The sequence below is a fragment of the Phenylobacterium hankyongense genome (assembly GCF_003254505.1).
Taxonomy (GTDB): domain Bacteria; phylum Pseudomonadota; class Alphaproteobacteria; order Caulobacterales; family Caulobacteraceae; genus Phenylobacterium; species Phenylobacterium hankyongense.
The window spans coordinates 2,456,304-2,474,243 of the sequence record NZ_QFYP01000001.1; the positions used below are offsets into that span (position 1 = coordinate 2,456,304).

The 17,940-nt window shown below is 70.3% G+C and carries 18 protein-coding genes; 10 read left to right on the plus strand and 8 right to left on the minus strand.

What is annotated here, in order from left to right:
- Positions 1-81: 81 nt before the first annotated feature.
- The gene (locus DJ021_RS11805) at positions 82-315 is read right to left on the minus strand and encodes a GIY-YIG nuclease family protein (RefSeq protein ID WP_424443780.1); all 234 of its coding nucleotides are present in this window, start codon (positions 313-315) and stop codon (positions 82-84) included.
- A gap of 81 nt (positions 316-396) precedes the next feature.
- Positions 397-1,569: an acetyl-CoA C-acyltransferase gene (locus DJ021_RS11810; protein WP_111457734.1), complete on the minus strand. Its 1,173-nt coding sequence runs from the start codon at positions 1,567-1,569 to the stop codon at positions 397-399.
- A gap of 145 nt (positions 1,570-1,714) precedes the next feature.
- Between DJ021_RS11810 and DJ021_RS11815 the strand changes: the two genes are divergently transcribed.
- Positions 1,715-2,662: a peptidylprolyl isomerase gene (locus DJ021_RS11815; protein WP_111457735.1), complete on the plus strand. Its 948-nt coding sequence runs from the start codon at positions 1,715-1,717 to the stop codon at positions 2,660-2,662.
- Positions 2,659-4,116, plus strand: coding sequence for a bifunctional glutamate N-acetyltransferase/amino-acid acetyltransferase ArgJ (argJ, locus tag DJ021_RS11820; RefSeq protein WP_424443783.1), 1,458 nt, complete (start codon positions 2,659-2,661; stop codon positions 4,114-4,116). Before DJ021_RS11815 ends, argJ begins: the two co-directional genes overlap by 4 nt.
- A 53-nt stretch (positions 4,117-4,169) precedes the next feature.
- On the opposite strand, the gene DJ021_RS11825 is transcribed toward argJ, so the two are convergent.
- Positions 4,170-5,585, minus strand: a complete 1,416-nt coding sequence (locus DJ021_RS11825; RefSeq protein WP_111457736.1) for a DEAD/DEAH box helicase — start codon at positions 5,583-5,585, stop codon at positions 4,170-4,172.
- Between the two features lie 287 nt (positions 5,586-5,872).
- On the opposite strand from DJ021_RS11825, the gene mutT reads away from it, so the two are divergent.
- Together mutT and DJ021_RS11835 are read left to right on the plus strand one after the other, a co-directional pair.
- Positions 5,873-6,280 carry an 8-oxo-dGTP diphosphatase MutT gene (gene mutT, locus DJ021_RS11830; protein WP_111457737.1) on the plus strand — a complete coding sequence of 136 codons (408 nt, stop codon included), beginning with the start codon at positions 5,873-5,875 and terminating at the stop codon, positions 6,278-6,280.
- Positions 6,280-6,696, plus strand: a complete 417-nt coding sequence (locus tag DJ021_RS11835) for a secondary thiamine-phosphate synthase enzyme YjbQ (RefSeq protein WP_111457738.1) — start codon at positions 6,280-6,282, stop codon at positions 6,694-6,696. The genes mutT and DJ021_RS11835 overlap by 1 nt, the downstream gene beginning before the upstream one ends.
- Before the next feature lie 3 nt (positions 6,697-6,699).
- On the opposite strand, the gene DJ021_RS18930 is transcribed toward DJ021_RS11835, so the two are convergent.
- The 3 genes from DJ021_RS18930 to DJ021_RS11845 all read right to left on the minus strand — a co-directional run bounded on the left by DJ021_RS18930 (position 6,700) and on the right by DJ021_RS11845 (position 8,914).
- Complete coding sequence (locus tag DJ021_RS18930; protein WP_165837202.1) at positions 6,700-6,873, minus strand: hypothetical protein; 174 nt, start codon at positions 6,871-6,873, stop codon at positions 6,700-6,702.
- A 79-nt stretch (positions 6,874-6,952) separates the two neighbouring features.
- A complete protein-coding gene (locus tag DJ021_RS11840) occupies positions 6,953-7,894 on the minus strand; it encodes a hypothetical protein (RefSeq protein ID WP_133254996.1) in 942 nt (313 codons plus the stop codon).
- Between the two features lie 111 nt (positions 7,895-8,005).
- Positions 8,006-8,914: a methyltransferase domain-containing protein gene (locus DJ021_RS11845; RefSeq protein WP_111457740.1), complete on the minus strand. Its 909-nt coding sequence runs from the start codon at positions 8,912-8,914 to the stop codon at positions 8,006-8,008.
- Here DJ021_RS11845 and DJ021_RS11850 point away from each other — a divergent pair.
- The 5 genes from DJ021_RS11850 to DJ021_RS11870 all read left to right on the plus strand — a co-directional run bounded on the left by DJ021_RS11850 (position 8,913) and on the right by DJ021_RS11870 (position 13,273).
- Positions 8,913-9,698 carry a ComF family protein gene (locus DJ021_RS11850; protein ID WP_111457741.1) on the plus strand — a complete coding sequence of 262 codons (786 nt, stop codon included), beginning with the start codon at positions 8,913-8,915 and terminating at the stop codon, positions 9,696-9,698. The two genes, DJ021_RS11845 and DJ021_RS11850, sit on opposite strands and share 2 nt — an antisense overlap.
- Before the next feature lie 32 nt (positions 9,699-9,730).
- A complete protein-coding gene (grxC, locus tag DJ021_RS11855) occupies positions 9,731-9,991 on the plus strand; it encodes a glutaredoxin 3 (protein WP_111457742.1) in 261 nt (86 codons plus the stop codon).
- A 40-nt stretch (positions 9,992-10,031) separates the two neighbouring features.
- Positions 10,032-10,847 (plus strand): carbon-nitrogen hydrolase family protein, encoded by an 816-nt coding sequence (locus DJ021_RS11860; RefSeq protein WP_111457743.1) that lies wholly within the window; start codon positions 10,032-10,034, stop codon positions 10,845-10,847.
- A complete protein-coding gene (locus DJ021_RS11865; protein WP_111457744.1) occupies positions 10,844-11,281 on the plus strand; it encodes a DUF1178 family protein in 438 nt (145 codons plus the stop codon). The genes DJ021_RS11860 and DJ021_RS11865 overlap by 4 nt, the downstream gene beginning before the upstream one ends.
- Before the next feature lie 81 nt (positions 11,282-11,362).
- Entirely contained in the window at positions 11,363-13,273 is a 1,911-nt protein-coding gene (locus DJ021_RS11870) for an alpha/beta hydrolase family protein (protein ID WP_111457745.1), read from the plus strand.
- Here the strand turns inward: DJ021_RS11870 and DJ021_RS11875 are convergent.
- The gene (locus DJ021_RS11875) at positions 13,270-14,562 is read right to left on the minus strand and encodes an OmpP1/FadL family transporter (RefSeq protein WP_424444199.1); all 1,293 of its coding nucleotides are present in this window, start codon (positions 14,560-14,562) and stop codon (positions 13,270-13,272) included. The genes DJ021_RS11870 and DJ021_RS11875 overlap by 4 nt on opposite strands.
- Positions 14,563-14,775: 213 nt before the next feature.
- On the opposite strand from DJ021_RS11875, the gene clpB reads away from it, so the two are divergent.
- Entirely contained in the window at positions 14,776-17,358 is a 2,583-nt protein-coding gene (gene clpB / locus DJ021_RS11880; RefSeq protein WP_111457747.1) for an ATP-dependent chaperone ClpB, read from the plus strand.
- 72 nt (positions 17,359-17,430) lie between these two features.
- Here clpB and DJ021_RS11885 read toward each other — a convergent pair whose 3' ends face one another.
- Entirely contained in the window at positions 17,431-17,868 is a 438-nt protein-coding gene (locus tag DJ021_RS11885; protein ID WP_111457748.1) for a hypothetical protein, read from the minus strand.
- Between the last annotated feature and the right edge of the window lie 72 nt (positions 17,869-17,940).

The following is a 17,940-nucleotide window of genomic DNA, read 5'->3' on the forward strand; positions in this document are numbered from 1 at the left end:
AAGCTGGGCTTTCCGCTCACAACGCCAAGAGGTTGTTAAGGTCCTCGTAGAGGTCTCGCCCGCGTGGGTTTGAAGCCTCGATCAACTCAATCTTCCACTTGCGGCGCCATTCCTTGATCCGGCGTTCGCGGCGGAGGCGTTCTCGCGAAGCTCGAAGGTCTCGAACCAGACGAGCTTGGTGACCTCGTACTTGGAAGTGAATCCCGGTCGGACTTTTTCGCGGTGCTCATAGATCCGCCGCGCGAGATCGTCGGTGCTGCCGGTGTAGAGCGTGCCATAGGGCCGGCTCGCCAGAATATAGACGAAGAAGCTCATTCCCTCCTCCGCGCCGGCCGGAGCTCAGCTTGGGTCCCGGCTTTCGCCGGGATGAGCGGAGGAGGGGGAGCTCATGCGCGTTCAGAAGACCTCGAACAGTCCCGCTGCGCCCATGCCGCCGCCGATGCACATCGAGACCACGGCGTTCTTGGCGCCGCGGCGCTTGCCTTCCTGCAGGACGTGCCCGGCCAGGCGGGCGCCGGTCATGCCGAACGGGTGGCCGATGGCGATCGAGCCGCCGTTGACGTTGTATTTCTCCGGGTCGATGCCCAGCCGGTCGCGGGAATAGAGGCACTGCGAGGCGAAAGCCTCGTTGAGCTCCCACAGGTCGATGTCGCTGACCTTGAGCCCATGGCGCTCCAGGAGGCGCGGCACCGCGAACACCGGGCCGATGCCCATCTCGTCGGGCTCGCAGCCGGCGACCGCCCAGCCCTTGAACAGGCCCATGGGCTCCAGGCCGCGCCGCTCGGCCTCCTTGGCCTCCATGATCACCACGGCGGCGGCGCCGTCGGAGAGCTGCGAGGCGTTGCCGGCGGTGATGTACTTGCCGGGCCCGCGCACCGGCTCGAGCTTCGACAGGCCGGCCAGGTTGGTGTCGGGGCGGTTGCACTCGTCGCGGTCGACCACGTAGTCGACGATGGTCTCTTCCTTCGTCTCCTTGTTGACCTGCTTCATCTTGGTCTTCATCGGGACGATCTCGTCGCGGAACTTGCCGGCCTGCTGGGCCGCGGCCATCCGCTGCTGGGACTCGTAGGAATACTCGTCCTGCGCCTCGCGGCTGACCTTGTAGCGCTCGGCGACGATGTCGGCGGTGTCGATCATCGGCATGAAGATCGCCGGGTACATCTCGGTCAGGCGCGGGTCGTTGTTGACCGCGCCGCCGGCCCCGCCGCCGGGGATGGAGATCGACTCCACGCCGCCGGCCACCACGACGCCGGCGCCGTCGTTGCGGACGTAGTTGGCCGCCGCCGCGATGGTCTGCAGGCCGGAGGAGCAGAAGCGGTTGATGGTCACGCCGGAGGTGGTGATCGGCAGGCCCGCCAGCAGGGCGGCCTGGCGGCCGAGGTTGCCGGCGCCGTGCGCCACATTGCCCAGATAGCAGTCCTCGACCGCGTCCTTCTCGACGCCGGCCTTGTCCACGGCGTGCTGCACGGCGTGCGCCGCCATGGAGACGGTGGGCGTCATGTTGAAGCCGCCGCGGCCCGATTTTGCGAGACCCGTTCTGGCGTAGGAGACGATGACTGCTTCGCGCATTTTAAATGATCCTCCCAAACAATAGGCGTCCGGGACCTTGTGCTGGCCCCTCCAGGTTGGGGCGACCTTTGCACTCCGGGCTGTAAATGGCTAGGGACGGGCGGCGCCCCGGCGCGCCTCCCCCGTCCGCTTTGGGATGATCTGAATGGCGGCCCACAAGCCCTTCCGCTCCGCGTGCCTGGCCGGCCTGGCTTTGACGCTGGCGCTTGGGCTCGGCGCCTGCGGCCGCGGCGGCGGCGCGGAGCACGCGCCCGAGCGCGGCGACCAGGCGGTGGCGAAGGTCGACGGCAAGACCGTGTGGGCCTCCGACGTCAAACGCGAGGCGGTGGCCCAGGGGCTGATCGGCGAGGGCGAGCCGCTGGAGGTCTCCTCCGACCTCTTCCACCGCGTGCTGGACGAGGTGGTGGACCAGAAGCTGCTGGCCACCGAAGCGTTGAAGCGCAAGCTGGACAAGGACCCGGTCGCCCAGCGCCGGCTGGCGGCGGCCCGCGAGCGGATCCTCGGCGACATGCTGGTGGAGAGCGTGGTGTCCGACGCGGTCAACGACAACGCCATCCGCGGCCTCTACCAGGAGCAGCTGAAGCTCGCGAAGCGCTCCGAGGAGATTCGCGCCCGGCAGATCGTGCTGCCCTCGGCGGCCGAGACCGAGCAGGCGAAGAAGCTGCTGGCGTCGGGGGCCTCCTTCGAGGCGCTGGCCATGGAGCGCTCGACCGACGCGGCCACCCGGTTCAACGGCGGCGACCTCGGCTATTTCACCACCGACGTCATGCCCGAGGCCTATGATACGGCGCTCAGGGGCGCCAAGGCGGGCCAGGTGGTCGGGCCGTTCCAGGTCGATGGCGGCTGGGCGCTGGTGAAGGTCGAGGACCGCCGGCTGGAGCAGCCGATCGCGCTGGAGGCCGCGCGGCCGCAGATCGTGCGCTTCCTCACCTACGACCAGATCCGCGACCTGCTGGAGAAGCTTCGCAGCCGTTCCAGGATCGAGACGTTGGTCAAGGCCGACGCCAATGCGCCGAAGCCGCCGGCCGACGCGCCGAAAGCCGCGCTGGCGGCGCCGAGTCCGCAACTGAAACCCCAGGGGGCACGCCCATGAGCCGCAAGCCGACGAAGTCCGTGGCCGGCCTGAAACCGGCGGCCAAGGCGCTGGAAGCCGCTGCGAAACCGGTGGAAGTGATGGGCCAGACGCTGGAGCGCGCCTTCGACCCGCTGGCCAGCGCCCTGAAGCGCGCCGCGCTGAAACGCGCCGACCGCCAGGCCCGGCAGTTCTCCGAGCCCGCCGCCGCGCCGGCGCCGGCCGCGCCCGCCAAGGGCGCGATGCCGGTGTCGCCGCTGGCCGTGCCGTTCCCGCTGATGCCGCCGATCGCCGGCGTGCAGCTGGCGACCGGGCGGGCCGGATTCTACAAGTACGACCGCGAAGACCTGCTGGTGATGAGCTTCCCGGAGGGCGCGAGCTGCGCCGGGGTGTTCACCCGTCACGGGGTGGGGTCGGCGCCGGTCGACTGGTGCAAGCGGCACCTTGAGATGACCAAGGGCGAGGGCGTCCGCGCCCTGGTGGTCAACGCCGGCTGCGCCAATTCCTTCACCGGCCGGCCGGGCGCCGACGCGGTGCGCCGGGTGTGCTCGGCGACCGCCAAACGCTTCGACTGCCGCCAGCGCGACGTGATGGTGGCTTCCACCGGGGTGATCGGGGTGCTGCTGGACGACGCCAAGATCGTCCACCGCCTGCCCGAGGTGGAGCAGCGGCTGACCCCCGACGGTTGGGCCGGCGCGGCGCGGGCGATCATGACCACCGACACCTTCCCGAAGGGGTCCTACGCCGAGGCGACCATCGACGGGGTGACGGTGCGGATCGGCGGCATCTGCAAGGGCTCCGGCATGATCGCGCCGGACATGGCCACCATGCTGGCCTTCGTGGTCACCGACGCGGCGATCTCGCCGGCGGCGCTGCAGAACCTGGTCAGCCTCTACACCCGCAACACCTTCAACGCGGTGACGGTGGACGGCGACCGTTCGACCAACGACACCCTGCTGCTGTTCGCCACCGGCCAGTCCGGCGCGCCGAAGATCAGCCGCGCGGGCGACCGCCGCCTCGCCGACTTCCGCGACAAGCTGGAGCACGTGCTGATGGACCTAGCCCACCAGCTGGTGCGCGACGGGGAGGGCGCGACCAAGTTCATCAAGGTCACGGTGACCGGCGCGGAGACCGCCGCCTCGGCCCGCAAGATCGCCCGCACCATCTGTGAAAGCCCGCTGGTGAAGACCGCCTTCGCCGGCGAGGACGCCAACTGGGGCCGCATCGTCATGGCCGTGGGCCGCGCCGACGAGCCGGTGGACCGGGATTCCATGAGCGTGAAGTTCGGCGACCTGTGGGCCGCCCAGGACGGTCTCGTCTCGGCCACCTACAACGAGGCGAAGATGAGCGCCTACATGAAGAAGAAGGAGCTGGAGGTCACGGTGGACGTCGGCGTCGGCCGCGCCAGCTCCACCATGTGGACCTGCGACCTGACCAAGCGCTACGTCGAGATCAACGGCGACTACCGCAGCTGATCCGCGCGCCTTCTCCACGAGGGGAGAAGGCGCGGGATTGAAGTCTCTCTGTCTTAGCGGTTCGACCAGACGCCTGTGCGGCCGGAGGACTGGTTGCCGCCGCCGCGTTGCGGGCCCTTGAAGGCCGGCTTGGCCGCGGGGCGCTCCCCGCCGCCGCCGCCGCCGTTGCTGCGGGCCGGGGCGCCTTCATGACGATGGCCCGGCTTGGCGTTCCCGTGGTTGCGGTTGCGCTTGGCCGCGTGCTCGCCGCGGTGGGGCTGCGAGCCGCGGGTGTCGACACGGTCCGGCTTCACGCCCGCCGGTTCCGGCATCGCCGCCGTGGCGGCGCCCAGCTGGCGGTCGTTGCGGCGGTCGAAGGCGGGGATGGTCTGGCGCGTGACCTTCTGGATGTCGCGCAGCAGGTTCCGCTCGTCGTCGGCGCAGAAGGCGACGGCCGAGCCGTCGGCGCCGGCCCGCGCGGTCCGCCCGATCCGGTGGACGTAGGCCTCCGGCACGTTCGGCAGCTCGAACTGGACGACATGGCTGACCGCGTCGATGTCGATGCCGCGGGCGGCGATGTCGGTGGCCACCAGGGCGCGGACCTTGCCGGCCTTGAATTCGGCCAGGGCGCGCTCGCGCTGGCCCTGGCTCTTGTCGCCGTGGATGGCGGCGGCTTCGACGCCGACCTGCTCCAGGCTGCGGGCCACGCGGTCAGCGCCGCGCTTGGTGCGGGTGAAGACGATGACCCGCTTGAAGCCGGCGTCGTCGAACAGCTCGGCCAGCAGGGCGCGCTTGCGGGCCTGCTCGACGAACAGGACGCGCTGGTTGATCCGCTCGACCGTGGTGGCCGAGGGGGTCACGGAGACCTTCAGCGGGTCGGGGTTGAGCAGTTCGCCGGCCAGCTTGCCGATCTCCGTCGGCATGGTGGCCGAGAAGAACAGGTTCTGGCGCTGCTTGGGCAGGAACTTCACGATCCGCCGGATCGGCAGGATGAAGCCCATGTCCAGCATCTGGTCGGCTTCGTCGAGCACGAAGGTCTCGACGCCTTCCAGGGTGATGGTCTTCTCGCCCAGGTGGTCGAGCAGGCGGCCCGGGGTGGCGACGAGCACGTCGACGCCGTTGGCCATGGCCTTCATCTGGCCGCCGTACTTCACGCCGCCGAACACCACCGCGACGGTGACGCCGATGTGCTTGCCGTAGTTCTTGAAGCTTTCGCCAATCTGGGTGGCGAGCTCGCGGGTCGGCGAGAGCACCAGCACGCGGCAACCGCGGCGCGGCGGCTGCTTCTTGGTCAGCGCCAGGCGGTGGAGGATGGGGAGCGCGAAGGCGGCGGTCTTGCCGGTGCCGGTCTGGGCGATGCCCTGCAGGTCGCGGCCGGCCATCACGCCGGGGATCGCCTGCGCCTGGATCGGCGTGGGCGTGGTGTAGCCTTCGTCGGCCAGCGCCTTGAGCAAGGGTGCGGCGAGGCCGAGGTCGGTGAATTGAGTCAAAGCGTGTCTTTCACGTATGCGCCAATCGCGGCCTCCCGATTGCATCGAGGGTCGCGGAGGTCGCGGGTCTTTGGGGAAGCGCCCCGCGTGATGGGCGATCTATGAGAAGTTCTCACTGCGCTCGACAGGCTGGACCCTCGGAAGGATCCCACGCGGCTGGAGCGTCGCTAGCGCCCAATTCATGGGCGCGGGTTGCACATCGGCGTTCCCAACGGTGAAGTCAACCCACGCGGCCCGATTGGCCGCAGGCTGTTGCCTTTACAGCGCAGGTCGCGGCAAGGAGCGGCATGAGCGAAAAACCGATGCTGCTGGTGGCCGCCGCGGCCCTGATCGACGCCGACGGGCGGGTGCTGATCTGCCAGCGGCCCGAGGGCAAGCAGTTGGCCGGCCTGTGGGAATTCCCCGGCGGCAAGGTCGAGGCGGGCGAGACGCCGGAGGCCTGCCTGATCCGCGAACTGGACGAGGAACTGGGGATCACGGTGGCGCAGGCCTGCCTGGCGCCCTTCGTGTTCGCCAGCCACGGCTACGAGGGCTTCCACCTGTTGATGCCGCTCTACCTCTGTCGCCGCTGGGAGGGGCAGGTGACGGCGAAGGAGCACAAGGCGCTGGCCTGGGTGAAGCCCAGCCGGCTCGGCGACTACCCGATGCCGCCGGCGGACGCCCCCCTGGTGGCCTGGCTGCGCGACCTGGTCTGATGCGGCAGGCGTCCTGCAGCCTCACGGTGGCGACGCAGGGCGCCGGGCTGGTGGAGATCACGCGCGCCATCGCCGGCTGGGTGTCGGAGCAGCGCATGACGACAGGCCTGCTCACCGTCTTCTGCCGGCACACCTCGGCCTCGCTGCTGATCCAGGAGAACGCCGATCCCGACGTCCGCCGGGACCTGGAGGACTTTTTCGCGGCGTTGGCGCCGGTCAGCGGCGCCTACCGCCATCAGGACGAAGGTCCCGACGACATGCCGGCGCACCTGCGCGCGGCGCTCACGCAGGCGCAGCTTTCCATCCCGCTGACGGGCGGACGGTTGGCGCTCGGGACCTGGCAGGGGATCTACCTGTTCGAGCACCGGACGCGCCCGCACCGCCGCGAGGTGGTGCTGCACCTGCTGGGCGAGTGACCCTTACGGACGCGGCGACGGTCCGCCGTCCTGCTTGTCCTTGAAGGCTTCCTTGACCTCGTCCTCGGAGATCCGGGCCGAGGGATCGCCCTTCTGGTTCAGGTTCTGCTCCTCGGTGCCGTCGCCCATCATGCCGGGGTGGGCGTCTTTCTTGGCGGGGTCTTGGGATTGGGCCATGGGGAAGCTCCTGAATTGAGGGTCCCCAGCTAACCCTGCCCGGCGGGCGAGGTTCCGGCGCCGGGCAGGTCGAGCCGTCTCAGCGGCGGTAGCTGGCCTTGGTCGCCACCATCCGGTGCGTAGGAGCCTTGGTCGCCTCCACCACGCACTGGCCGGGATCGATCATGGCGTGCTGGCCCAGGCAGAAGATGTCCTCGTAGTGCGGGCCGGCGCTGGCCAGGCACTGGTAGAGGTTGAGCTTGGCCATCCGCAGGCACATGGCCGTGCGCGGCTCCGACATCAGGGCGCGGCCGCGGTCGGACTGCCCGAGCACGCTCAGCGCGGCGAGCGCCACGCCGCGCGCCACCACCGGGCTGGTCGCGCCGCCGCGCCGGCCGCCTTGCGCCACGGCGCCGCGCATGCGGGCTTCGTCCCCGGCCGACGCCTGATAGGACACCGTCGAGAGTCGCTTCACCCGGCTCAGCCGGCCGGCGGGGTCGGGCACGCGGGCCTTCGACCAGGCCTGGTGCTGCACGGAGTAGGCGGCGCGTTTGACCTTCTGGCCGTCGTCGGCCAGCGCCTCGCCCTGGCGGAACAGGGCGGCGTTGGCGCGGGCCGCCGCGGCGTCGCCGCCGGGCAGGTCGGTGGCCAGTTCGGGGTTGGCGGTGAGCCGGTTGGCCAGGTCGCGGTCGCGGCTCGCCCGCTGCACGCCGGCTACGAAGCCCGGCTCCTGCAGGGCGGCCATGGCGGCGTAGGCGATCATTCCGGCCTCGAACTGCTTGGGTTCGTGCGAGGCGCCGGTCTGCAGGGCCTGCGAGACCTCGCCGGGGCCGGAGAAGCTGGCGTCGATGCCGGACGCCTTGTGCATGAAGCTCTCGAAGGCGCTGGCCTGGGCCTCCAGCCGCTCATCGGAGCGCGCCGTGGGCGTGTAGTAGGGCGTGCTGGCGGTGTGGCGCGGCTCAGGACTGGTGGCGCAGCCGGCGAGCACGATCGCGGCGGCTGCGGCGAGCGCGCCGAAGCCCTTGATATTAGTGGATGTCACAACTGACCCCCGACACAGGAGCCCCCCGAAGCGTCACCGTAGGTCGAAACCCGGCACGCGCCGCCGCGGTCAGTTGTCGCGATCCATGGTCGATAAAGGGTTAACCGCGGCTCATTGCGTGCGCGGCAGCTTGTGCTCGACCACGCCGAGCGCGTCGGCGAGGCGCATCTTGGCCGACCCGGGCTCCAGGGGCTGTTGCTGGCTGGCGTGCGGGGCCCAGCCGGTCAAAGTCAGGATCTCGAAGGTGGCCGGGACGCGGCCGTCCGCGCCGGCATAGCGTTCCAGGTAGATCTCGCTGGTTCGGGCCAGCACCGCGCGGGTCAGCGCCCGCGGGTGCCGATCGGCGAGCACGCTGGTCTCGCCCATCTGGCGCAGGTCGGCGAGCAGCTTCAGCGGATGCTCGTAGCGGACAGTGACTCGGTCCACGTCGGCGACCGGCAAGGCGAAGCCGGCGCGTTGCAAGAGGTTGGCCGCATCGATGGTGTCCGCGAACGGCGAGACGCGGGAGCCGGCGCCGCCCCAGATCTCCGACTCCGCGGCCACCAGCGACTGGCGCAGCTCCGTCAGCGTCGCGCCGCCCAGGAAGGCGCCGATGAACAGCCCGTCCGGCTTCAGCGCCCGGCGGACCTGGATCAGGGCCCCGACCACGTCGTTGGTCCAGTGCAGGCCGAGCGTGGAGACCATCAGGTCGAGGCTCTCGGCGGCGAAGGGCAGGCGCTCCTCGTCGAGCACCACCCGCGGCCCGGGGCGGCCGGACAGCATGGCCTCGGAGAGATCCGCTTCGATCAGCAGGCCCACGCGGCCGCGCGCCTCACTCCCGTCCAGCGCGTCGCGGAAGGCGCCGGCGTGCGCCGACAGGTCGACGGCCACGCTGAAATCCCGCAGGATCGGCTCCAGGCGCTCGGCCACGTCGAGGGCGGCGCGGCGCTGCAGGAAGTCCGCGCCGGCGTATCCCTTGGCGGCGCGGTCCAGGCGCTTGCGATGCAGGGCGCGGTCGAAGAGGCGGGGCGGTTCGGACATGGGCGCGGAAGATGGCCTCTTCGGAGGCGCATTGAAACCGGGGCCGCGCGCGAAAGCGCTCTGGCGCGGCGGGCTCGACCTGATCTTCCCGCCGCAGTCGCTGGACGGCGGCGCCGCGCCGCTGGCGGGCGGGCTGTCGGCGGAAGCCTGGAGCCGCATCCACTTCCTGGACGGGCCGGTCTGCGACGGCTGCGGCTCGCCGTTCGAGTTCTCCCAGGGCGAGGGCGTGCGGTGCGCCGCCTGCATCGCCCGGCCCAGGGCCTTCGACGCGGCGCGCGCGGCCTGCCTCTACGATGAGACCTCCCGCGATCCGATCCTGAAGCTGAAGCACGCCGACCGGCTGGACCTCGCGCCGCTGTTCGCCCGCTGGCTGTCGCGCGCCGCCCGCGAACTGCTGGCCGAGGCCGACGCCATCGCGCCTGTGCCGCTGCACCCGATGCGGCTGCTGCGCCGGCGCTACAACCAGGCGGCGGAGATCGCCCGGCCGCTCAGCCGACTGGCCGGCGTCGGCTACCTGCCCGACGCCCTGGCGCGCCGGCGGTCGACCCAGAGCCAGGGCGGCAAGTCGGGGTCGGGCCGGCGGCGCAACGTGGCCGGCGCCTTCGCTGTCCCCGCCGGCCGGGCGGCCCAGGTCGCGGGACGCCGCATCCTGCTGGTCGACGACGTGATGACCACCGGCGCCACGGCGGAAGCCTGCGCGCGGGCGCTGAAGGCGGCCGGCGCGGCGCGCGTCGATGTCGCAGTCGTGGCCCGGGTTAAAGAGATCGCCGGACTCACCATATGAAGCTCTAGCAAGAGGTTCTTCGTTAGAGCGCCATGACCCAAGTCACAATCTACACCAAGCCGTACTGCCCCTACTGCATCCGCGCGGTCTCGCTGCTGGAGAAGAAGGGCGTCGAGTTCACCGAGATCGAGGCCGCCTTCGACCCCGAGAAGCGGGCCGAGATGATGCAGCGCTCCGGCCGCGCGACCTTCCCGCAGATCTTCATCGGCGACAGCCACATCGGCGGCTGCGACGACATCATGGCGCTGGACCGCGACGGCAAGCTCGATCCCCTGCTGCAGAAAGCGGCCTGAGCGTTCACCCCTTGGCGCGCCGTGGCTGTATGCTGGCGGCATGAAGGTCGGCCTGATCCAGACGCGAACGCCGGGGACGCATGAGGCGGCGCTCGCCCATCTGCTGCCGATGGTCCGCGACGCGGCGGGGCAGGGCGCGAGCCTGATCGCCACGCCCGAGGGCTCCAACATCCTGCAGAAGGACCGCACCAAGCTGCTGCCGGCGCTGCGGCCGCTGGAGGACGACGTGGTGGTCCAGGGCCTGCGAGCCGCGGCGCAAGAGCTGGGCGTCTGGCTGCTGATCGGCTCGGCCCTGGTGCGGCGCGAGGACGGCAAGGCCGCCAATCGCTCGGTGCTGGTGTCGCCGCAGGGCGCCGTCACCGCCACCTACGACAAGCTGCACATGTTCGACGTCGACCTGCCGACCGGCGAGCGATCGCGCGAATCCGAGACCTATGAGCCCGGCGAGCGCGCCGTGGTCGCCCAGGTCGGCGAGGCGAAGCTCGGCATGACCGTCTGCTACGACCTGCGCTTCCCCGCGCTCTACCGCTCGCTGGCGCTGGCCGGCGCGGAGGTGATGGCCATCCCGTCCGCCTTCACCCGGCCAACGGGCGCCGCGCACTGGGAAGTGCTGATGCGCGCCCGGGCCATCGAGACCGGCAGCTTCGTGCTGGCGCCGGCCCAGGGCGGGTTCCACGAGGACGGCCGCGCCACCTATGGCCACTCGCTGGTGGTCGGTCCCTGGGGCGAGGTGATCGCCCGGCTTGACCATGACGAGCCGGGGGTGCTTGTGGCCGACCTCGACCTGGCCGCCCCGGCCAAGGCCCGCCAGGCGATCCCGGCGCTGAAGAACGCGCGCGAATTCCAGCTGCCATGATCCGCTACGCCCTCCTCTGCGACCACGACCACGCGTTCGAGGGCTGGTTCGGCGCGTCCGCCGACTTCGACGACCAGCAGGCGCGCGGACTGGTGGAATGCCCGGTCTGCGCCTCGAAGGCGGTCCGCAAGCAGATCATGGCCCCCGCCGTCGCCGGGACGCGGCGGACGGTGCGCGACGACAGCGCCGCGCCCGGCGGCATGCAGTCGATGATGCTGGAGGCGATGGGCAAGATCCGCCGCCACGTGGAAGAGAACTTCGACGATGTGGGCGACACCTTCGCCCGTGAGGCCCGGGCCATCCACGACGGCAAGGCCGAGGAGCGCGGCATCTACGGCCAGGCGACCCCGACCCAGGTGCGCGGCCTGATCGAGGACGGCGTGCCGGTCGCCGCCCTGCCGCCCGAGCCGCCGAAGAAGACCGAGCTCAACTGAGCCTCGTCCGGCGCGATTGACGCCCGACTTGATCAATGGCGCAAGCCGGATAGCGTACCCCAGGTGGTGGGGGGGCGTTTGATGGCTAGGTTTGGGCTGCTGCTGGCCGCTGTGCTGGCGCTGGAGGGGTCGGCTGCGCGCGCGGCGCCGCTCGAGCTCTATGGGCGACTGCCGAGCATCGAGGCCGTGGCGGTGGCCCCCGACGGCGCCTCCGTTGCGGTCATCTGGACCGACGGCGAGCAGCGCAAGATCGTCTTCCAGCGCCTCGCGGACGACAAGATCGTCGAAATCCTCGGGTTGGGGACGGCGAAAATCCGGTGGGTGCAGTGGGCGGGCCCGCAGCACCTGATCATCACGGCGTCGAAGACCGCCACGATCACGGACGTCTTCGCTCCGCGCGACGAGTACTTCATGGCGTACGACTACAAGCTGGGCACGCGCAAGCTGAAGCTGCTGCTCTCGGACGTCACGGAGTCGCTGAACACCATCTTCGATGTGCCGGAGATGCGGATCGTCGACGGCAAGCCGATGGTCTTCGTGCAGGGCATGCAGTTCGTCGACGGCCAGGGTGTGATCTCGGTGTTTCGCGTAGACCTCACCACCGGCCGGAGCAGGATCGTCGAGACGGGCCAGTACAACACCCGCGACTGGCTGGTCGGCCAGGACGGCGAGGTCCAGGCGCAGACCATCTGGGATCCCCGCTCGGGGCGATGGTCGCTGAAGGTCAGGGATCATGGCGGCTGGCGCGTAAGCCGCGCGCTGCAGGCGCTGAATGATCGGCCGCTGATGGTCGGCCTGGGCCGCGACGGCCGCTCAGTGCTGATGAAGGATTTCAACGACGAGCGCGCCGTGCTTCGGGAGGTTTCCCCCGAAGGGGCGTGGGGCGACCCGCTGCCTATTGAGGACGAAAGCGGCGCGATCTTCGATCCCGCGCACCACAACCTGATCGGCTATTACACCCTGGTCGGCGACGAGGGCCGCTACGCCTTCTTCGACCCGCAGGACGAAAGGGTGTGGAAGGCCGTCACCAAGGCCTACCCGGGCCAAGCCGTGAGACTGGTTTCCTGGTCGGACGACCGGAGGAAGATCGCCGTCCTGGTCGACTCCCCCACCGAGGGGCCGGCCTTCGCGCTCGTCGACCTGGAAAGGCACAAGGGGGCCTGGCTGGGCGGGCAGTACGAGAAGCTGAGGCCGGCGGACATCTCACCGGTCCGCCCGGTCCGTTACAAGGCCAAGGACGGGCTTGAGCTGACCGGCTACCTGACCCTGCCGACGAAGCCGGAGGCCAGGAACCTGCCGCTGGTGGTCTTCCCGCACGGCGGACCGGCGGCGCGCGACGAGCCGGGTTTCGACTGGTGGGCGCAGGCGATGGCGTCGCGCGGCTATGCGGTGCTGCAGGTCAACTACCGCGGCTCCGACGGCTTCGGCGCCAAGTTCCTGGAGGCCGGCTTCGGCGAGTGGGGCCGCAAGATGCAGACCGACCTCTCCGACGGGGTGCGCTACCTCGCAAGCCAGGGGATCGTCGATCCGAAGCGGGTGTGCATCGTCGGCGCCAGCTACGGCGGCTACGCGGCTATGGCCGGGGCGACGCTCGATCCTGGCGTCTACCGTTGCGCCGCCTCGGTCGCGGGACCCACGGACATGCGCCGCTTCATCGCCTGGTCGCGGACCCAGAACGGGATCAGCGCGCAGCGCTACTGGACCCACTTCATGGGCGCGGGAGACCTGAAGGACCCGGTGCTGGCGGCGATCTCGCCGGCCTTGCACGCCGACCGGGTCGACAGTCCCGTGCTGCTGGTCCACGGCAAGGACGACACCGTCGTCCCCCTCGAGCAGAGCCGGTTCATGGCCGACGCCCTGAAGTCCGCGGGCAAGCCGGTGGAGTTCGTGGCGCTCGACGGCGCCGACCACTGGCTCCTGCGCGGCGACACCCGCCTGGCCATGCTCCAGGCGGTGGTGGCCTTCCTCGAGAAGAACAATCCGCCGAACTAGAAGCTGGCCCGCAGGCCCATCGACAGGACGTAGCCCGCGCCTTCCACCTGGCCGCGCAGGGCGGTCGTCGTGGCGGCCGGGGTCCCGGCGTAGAAGGTGGTGTCGTGGTTCACATCGCTGTTCTGGAAGTCGATGTAGGCCACCGCCGCCTCCAGCTGCATCCGATCGGTCACATGGGCCGTGGCGCCCACGGCATAGAGCCAGCGGTCGCCGTCCGGCACCCGGGCGGTGCGTTCCGCGTCGGGCGTGGGCGTCGGGTCGTACTGCACGCCGGCGCGCAGGGTCAGCCGGTCGGTCACCGCATAATCCGCGCCGACGCCGCCTGAGGTGGTGTCCTTGTAGTTCTGCGCGAGAGTCTGCGGCCCGGCCGGGGTGGTCACCTGGATGGCGTCGAACTGGCTCCAGCCGATGCGCTGCGCCTGGGCGTCGACCGTGAGCTTGTCGGTCAGCCGGTAGCGGCCGCCCACGGTGGCGATCCAGGGCGTGGTGAAGCTCGCGGAGCCCGAGCCGGCGAGGTTGGCGGCGGCCAGCGGACCGAGCAGGCCCGTCACCAGCACGTCGCCGCTCAGGTCATGGTCCATCGCCGAGCGGTAGCTGGCGCCCAGCGTCAGCCGGTCGAAGTGCGCCTGGGCGCCCGCCGACCAGCCATAGTTCCAGCCGTCGCCCTTCAGCTGCGAGCGGGCGTCGGGCAGCAGCGGCGACAGATTCGGATAGGCGCTGCCCAGTCGGGCCCTGGTGTACTGGGCGTCGGCGGAGACGCCGAGGTCGAGCCAGTCGTTGACCTTCATCGCGCCGGTCAGCTGGATGTCGGCGGTGTTGAGCTTGGTGGTCAGGGCGTCGTAGCGCGTCCAGGCGCGCGGGTCGTACTTGGTGGTGAAGTTGTAGGGCGCGGCGACCGACAGGCCGACGGCGAAGCGGTCGCCGATGGGGGTAGCGATGGCGAAGTTCGGGGCCAATCCGGCCTCGATCGGATTGTAGGCGCGCGACTGGCCGCCCACCGGCACGGTGGTCCCGCCCGGATAGGTGACGGTGGAGCCGGTGTTGGTCGTCTTGCCGTCGACGATGATGCCGTGGGCGCCCACATAGACCTCGCGCGGCGACCGCGCGATGGCCGCGGGGTTCCACCACAGCGACTCCACGCCCTGGTCGGCGACCTCGCCGGAATAGGCGCGGCCGGTCCCCCGCACCGACTGTTCCTGGAGATAGAAGCCGCCCGCGTGGGCCTGCGTCGCCGCCGTCACCGCAGCGGCGCTGGCCAGCGCCAGGGCCAAGGTCCTGTTCATCTCAATCTCCCGTCCAATGGCGCCGTAGATGGGAGTTGGAAGCGGCGATGATATGCTTGGTTGCGGATATCTCCGCGTTATCTGAATGGGCCCCTTGGGCGTAGAGTGCGCGGCCTGTCCGTGCGCGCCTTGTGTGACGGATATGCCACACTACATCGGGGGAGGCTGGGGTCGTGCTTGGTTGAGGCGACCCTCGCAATCCGCCTACGAGGGGACCTGATGAACATCGACGTCTATTCCGACCGCGCCAAACAGGCGATCCAGTCGGCCCAGAGCCTGGCGCTCGCGCGCCGGCACCAGCAGCTCGCGCCGGAGCACCTGCTGAAGGTGCTGCTGGAAGAAAAGGACGGCCTGTCCCGCGCGCTGATCCAGAGCGCCGGCGGCCGGCCCGACGAAGCCGACGCCGCCATCGACGCGGCGCTCGGCAAGCTGCCCAAGGTCGAGGGCGGCTCCGGCCAGCTCTACATGAAGCCCGAGAGCGCCCGCGTCTTCGCCGACGCCGAGGCCGGCGCGAAGAAGGCGGGCGACGCCTTCGTCACCACCGAACGGCTGCTGATCGCCATCGCCAAGGAGGGCGGCGAGGCGGCCAACGCCCTGAAGGCCGCCGGCGTGACCACCAAGGCGCTGGAAGAGGCCGCCCAGGCGATCCGCAAGGGCAAGACGGCCGACAGCGCCTCGGCCGAGGAGGGCTACGACGCGCTGAAGCGCTACGCCCGCGACCTCACCCAGGCCGCCCGCGACGGCAAGCTCGATCCGGTGATCGGCCGCGACGAGGAGATCCGCCGCACCATCCAGGTGCTGTCGCGCCGGACCAAGAACAATCCCGTGCTGATCGGCGAGCCCGGCGTCGGCAAGACCGCCATCGTCGAGGGCCTGGCGCTGCGCATCGTCAACGGCGACGTGCCCGAGAGCCTGAAGGACAAGAAGCTGCTGGCCCTCGACATGGGCTCGCTTATCGCCGGCGCGAAGTACCGCGGCGAGTTCGAGGAGCGTTTGAAGGCGGTTCTGAACGAGGTCACCGCCGCCGAAGGCTCGGTCATCCTGTTCATCGACGAAATGCACACCCTGGTCGGCGCCGGCAAGACCGAGGGGGCGATGGACGCCTCCAACCTCCTGAAGCCCGCGCTCGCCCGCGGCGAGCTGCACTGCGTGGGCGCCACCACCCTCGACGAGTACCGCAAGCACGTGGAGAAGGACGCGGCGCTCGCCCGTCGCTTCCAGCCGGTGTTCGTCAGCGAGCCGACGGTGGAGGACACCATCTCCATCCTCCGCGGCCTGAAGGAGAAGTACGAGGTGCACCACGGGGTGCGCATCTCCGACAGCGCCATCGTCGCCGCCGCGACCCTCTCCAACCGCTACATCACCGACCGCTTCCTGCCCGACAAGGCCATCGACCTGGTCGACGAGGCGGGCAGCCGGGTGCGCATGGCCGTGGATTCCAAGCCCGAAGCGCTGGACGAGATCGACCGCCGCGTCGTGCAGCTGAAGATCGAGCGCGAAGCCCTGGCCAAGGAGAAGGACGCCGCCTCCAAGGCCCGGCTGGAGAAGCTGGAGGAGGAGCTTGGGGAACTGGAGGCCCAGTCCGCCGAGATGACCGCCCGCTGGCGGGCCGAAAAGGACAAGGTCGGCCAGGCCGCCCAGGCCCGCGAGGCCATCGACCGGCTGCGCGCCGAACTGGTCAACGCCCAGCGCCGCGGCGACCTGCAGCGGGCCTCGGAGATCGCCTACGGCGAGATCCCGCCGCTGGAGAAGCGCCTGGCCCAGGAAGAGGCCAGCGCCGCCAAGGACGCCGTCTCGCCCGAGGTCGTCGACGCCGAGCAGATCGCCGCCGTCGTCTCCCGCTGGACCGGGGTGCCGGTGGAGAAGATGCTGGAAGGCGAGCGCGAGAAGCTGCTCGCCATGGAAGACGCCCTGCGTCAGCGGGTGGTCGGCCAGGAGGAGGCGCTGCTGGCGGTTTCCGACGCGGTCCGCCGCGCCCGCGCCGGCCTGCAGGACCCCAACCGGCCGATCGGCTCCTTCCTGTTCCTCGGCCCGACCGGGGTCGGCAAGACCGAGCTCACCAAGGCGCTGGCGGAGTTCATGTTCGCCGACGAGCACGCCATCACCCGCCTCGACATGAGCGAGTACATGGAGAAGCACTCGGTCAGCCGCATGATCGGGGCGCCGCCCGGCTACGTCGGCTACGACGAGGGCGGGGCGCTGACCGAGAGCGTGCGCCGCAGGCCCTACCAGGTGCTGCTGTTCGACGAGGTCGAGAAGGCCCACCCGGACGTCTTCAACGTGCTGCTGCAGGTGCTGGACGACGGACGCCTGACCGACGGTCAGGGCCGCACGGTCGACTTCCGCAACACCGTGATCATCATGACCTCGAACCTGGGGTCGGAGTACCTCGCCAACCTCTCGGAAGGCGACGACGTCGAGACGGCCCGGCCGGCGGTGATGGACGTGGTCCGCCGCCACTTCCGCCCGGAGTTCCTGAACCGGATCGACGAGATCATCCTCTTCAAGCGGCTGGGCCGCGCGGAGATGGACAACATCGTCGCCATCCAGCTGCAGCGCGTGGAGAAGCTGCTGGCCGACCGCCGCATGGCCATCGCCCTCGATCCCTCGGCGATGCATTGGCTGGCCGAGCGCGGCTACGACCCGGTCTACGGGGCGCGGCCGCTCAAGCGGGTGATCCAGAAGGAGCTGGTGGACCCGATCGCCCGCAAGCTGCTGGCGGGCGACCTGGAGGACGGCTCGGTGATCGAGGTCTCCTCCACCGGCGACGGTCTCGTCATCGGCCGGGCCAAGGTCCACTAGGGGCCGGAGACCTTCCACCCACGACAACGCCCGCCGGGAGACCGGCGGGCGTTCTTCGTTCCGGATGGGCGCCTAGTCGCAGAGCCGGCGCGTCACATAGGCATGCCGGTAATCGTCCCAATCGCTGCGGTTCTTGCATTTGATCCGGTGCCCGTCGGGGGCGATCATCCCGTTCGGGTCGGGCCCGAGTTCGTCGACCGGCGGCCCGCCGTAGGCATAGCCGCCGATCGCCGCGCCCAGGGCTGAGCCGGCGACCGCCGCCGCGCGGTCGTCGTCGTAACCGGGGCTGGAATAGTAGCCGTTGTAGGGCGTGTAGGCGGTCGGCGGCTGGTCGTAGCGGTGATAATTGCCGTAGCTGTCGTAGTAGCCCGGCGCCGCGTAGCCGGGCGCGGCATAGCTCGGCGCGGGCCGGTAGTCGTCGTCATAAGGCTGGGCCTGGGCGGTCGGGACCAGGGCCAAGCCGCCCAGGATCGAAGCGCCGGCCATCGCGGCGGTAAGCAGGTTTCGCATCGGAACCTCCGTTCGGCGCATCCCTCAGGCGGTGGGAAGACGCATGGCCGCGGGTGGGTTCCTAGCGCAGCG